Here is a 2,483-nt window from a genome sequence, read left to right as displayed (position 1 = left end):
TTTGTTACTTCTTCCTCCTAGTGCGTTCTTCTTGATCGGTATCTTGATCTGGATTATCCGTACTTATAAGCCAGAGCAAGTAGAAGCAAAAGGGTAAGCGCAATGGAACATTATATTAGTCTGTTAATTCGTTCGATATTCATTGAGAACATGGCGTTAGCCTTCTTCTTGGGTATGTGTACTTTCTTAGCTGTATCTAAGAAAGTCACCACAGCGATGGGCCTTGGTGTAGCAGTAATTGTGGTTCTTGCCATTGCTGTACCAGTTAACCAAATCATCTACCAAGGATTATTAGCACCAGGCGCGCTTGCTTGGGCTGGTGTTCCTGATGCAGATTTGAGCTTCTTGAAGTTCATTACCTTCATCGGTGTTATCGCTGCTTTAGTACAAATTTTGGAAATGGCTTTAGATAAATATTTCCCACCTTTGTATAACGCGTTAGGTATTTTCTTACCATTGATCACCGTAAACTGTGCAATTTTTGGTGCAGTTTCATTCATGGTTGAGCGTGATTACAACCTTGGCGAGAGTTTAGTATTCGGTATTGGCTCTGGTATTGGTTGGGCATTAGCAATTGTATTGCTAGCAGGTCTACGCGAGAAAATGAAGTATTCTGATGTACCAAAAGGCTTACGTGGTTTAGGTATTACCTTCATCACTTCTGGCTTAATGGCGCTAGGTTTCATGTCGTTCTCAGGTGTATCTCTTTAAGAGAGACCTTACGACGTATTAATTTGAACCTTAAAGGATAAAGTTAATGGATATTCTTAACGCTACTCCAATAGATGTTTATCTAGGTGTGAGTATGTTTACCGCCATCGTACTGATTTTAGTTTTAGTGATTTTATTCGCTAAATCTAAGTTAGTCGCTAGCGGTGATATCACTATTTCAATCAATGATGATAGTGATAAAGCAATTAAAACGGGTGCGGGTAATAAACTATTAGGCGCGCTTGCTGATAATGGTATTTTCGTATCAAGTGCCTGTGGTGGCGGTGGCTCATGTGGTCAGTGTCGCGTTAATATTAAGTCTGGAGGTGGTGACATTCTACCTACCGAACTTGACCATATTAGCAAAGGTGAAGCTCGTCAGGGTTGTCGTTTAGCCTGTCAGGTTAACGTTAAAACTGATATGGACATCGAACTTGATGAAGAAATTTTCGGCATTAAGAAATGGGAATGTGAAGTTATCTCTAACGATAACAAAGCGACTTTCATTAAAGAACTTAAGCTGCAAATTCCTGGTGAAGAGTCTGTACCGTTCCGCGCGGGTGGTTATATTCAAATTGAAGCACCAGCTCACCATGTTAAATATGCAGATTTTGATGTACCTGCAGAATACCGTGGCGACTGGGAGCACTTTGGTTTCTTCAACTTAGAGTCAAAAGTTGATGAAGAAACGATTCGTGCATATTCAATGGCAAACTATCCAGAAGAATTTGGTATCATTATGTTGAACGTGCGTATTGCTACGCCACCGCCACGTAATTTGACCTTACCTTGTGGTAAAATGTCATCGTACATCTGGAGTCTTAAAGAAGGTGATAAAGTCACCATCTCTGGCCCATTCGGTGAGTTCTTCGCTAAAGAAACTGATGCTGAAATGGTATTTGTTGGTGGTGGTGCAGGTATGGCACCAATGCGCTCACATATCTTTGACCAACTTAAGCGTCTTAACTCTAAGCGTAAGATGAGTTTCTGGTACGGTGCGCGTTCTAAACGTGAAATGTTCTATGTAGAAGATTTTGACGGTTTAGCATCAACCAATGAAAACTTTGAGTGGCATGTTGCATTATCTGATCCGCAAGAAGAAGATAACTGGACTGGCTACACAGGTTTCATTCATAACGTATTGTATGAAAACTACCTACGTGACCATGATGCACCAGAAGATTGTGAGTTCTACATGTGTGGACCTCCAATGATGAACGCAGCCGTAATTGGTATGCTTAAAGATCTGGGTGTTGAAGATGAAAACATCCTACTCGATGACTTTGGTGGCTAATGCGTTAATCCAATAAGATTAGCAATTACCCAAAAGACATTGAACGTCATAAATTGCAGCTCGCTGACACGGAGGTCACTCTAGTTAGTAAGCTGCAATTTTTTATTTTAGATAACACTAATTTGAAGTTTGAGATGATTAAGATTTCTATAAAATCTATTGCTGTATCCCTGGTTTTATTATTACTAACGGCTTGTGGAACTGAAGACAAAATAGTGTCACTGGCTGGCAATACTATGGGCACGACTTACCATATCAAGGTAGTTAGAAACGATCGTTTGCCGACGACTCAATTGCTACAGGCTGAAATTGATATAGCGCTTGAGTTAGTCAATGACCAAATGTCGACATATAGACCAAAATCTGAATTATCTAAATTTAACCAACTTGGCATTAATCACAGTATCACTGTTTCTGAAGATACAATTAAAGTGTTCAAGGAAGGGTTAAGACTGTACGAAGTTACAGATGGCTTAAC

Annotated in this window: 3 protein-coding genes and 1 pseudogene; all 4 read left to right on the top strand. The window is 40.0% G+C overall.

The window, feature by feature from the left end:
* Positions 1–97, top strand: a pseudogene (locus FNZ24_RS21320) (NADH:ubiquinone reductase (Na(+)-transporting) subunit D); the annotation flags it as partial.
* A 5-nt stretch (positions 98–102) separates the two neighbouring features.
* The gene (nqrE, locus tag FNZ24_RS21315) at positions 103–711 is read left to right on the top strand and encodes an NADH:ubiquinone reductase (Na(+)-transporting) subunit E (RefSeq protein ID WP_153916808.1); all 609 of its coding nucleotides are present in this window, start codon (positions 103–105) and stop codon (positions 709–711) included.
* 46 nt (positions 712–757) lie between these two features.
* Positions 758–2,005, top strand: a complete 1,248-nt coding sequence (gene nqrF, locus FNZ24_RS21310) for an NADH:ubiquinone reductase (Na(+)-transporting) subunit F (protein WP_153916807.1) — start codon at positions 758–760, stop codon at positions 2,003–2,005.
* A gap of 134 nt (positions 2,006–2,139) precedes the next feature.
* Positions 2,140–2,483, top strand: a 344-nt coding sequence (locus FNZ24_RS21305; protein ID WP_194945124.1) for an FAD:protein FMN transferase, incomplete at its 3' end; no start/stop codon positions are given.

Source organism: Shewanella sp. TC10 (assembly GCF_009663145.1).
Classification (GTDB): domain Bacteria; phylum Pseudomonadota; class Gammaproteobacteria; order Enterobacterales; family Shewanellaceae; genus Shewanella.
This window is presented reverse-complemented; position numbering and strand designations above follow the sequence as displayed.

What these genes read in the sequence shown, in the direction of transcription:
- nqrE (WP_153916808.1), top strand. Translation starts at nt 103, where the DNA reads ATGGAACATTATATTAGTCTGTTAATTCGTTCGATATTCATTGAGAAC.
- nqrF (WP_153916807.1), top strand. Translation starts at nt 758, where the DNA reads ATGGATATTCTTAACGCTACTCCAATAGATGTTTATCTAGGTGTGAGT.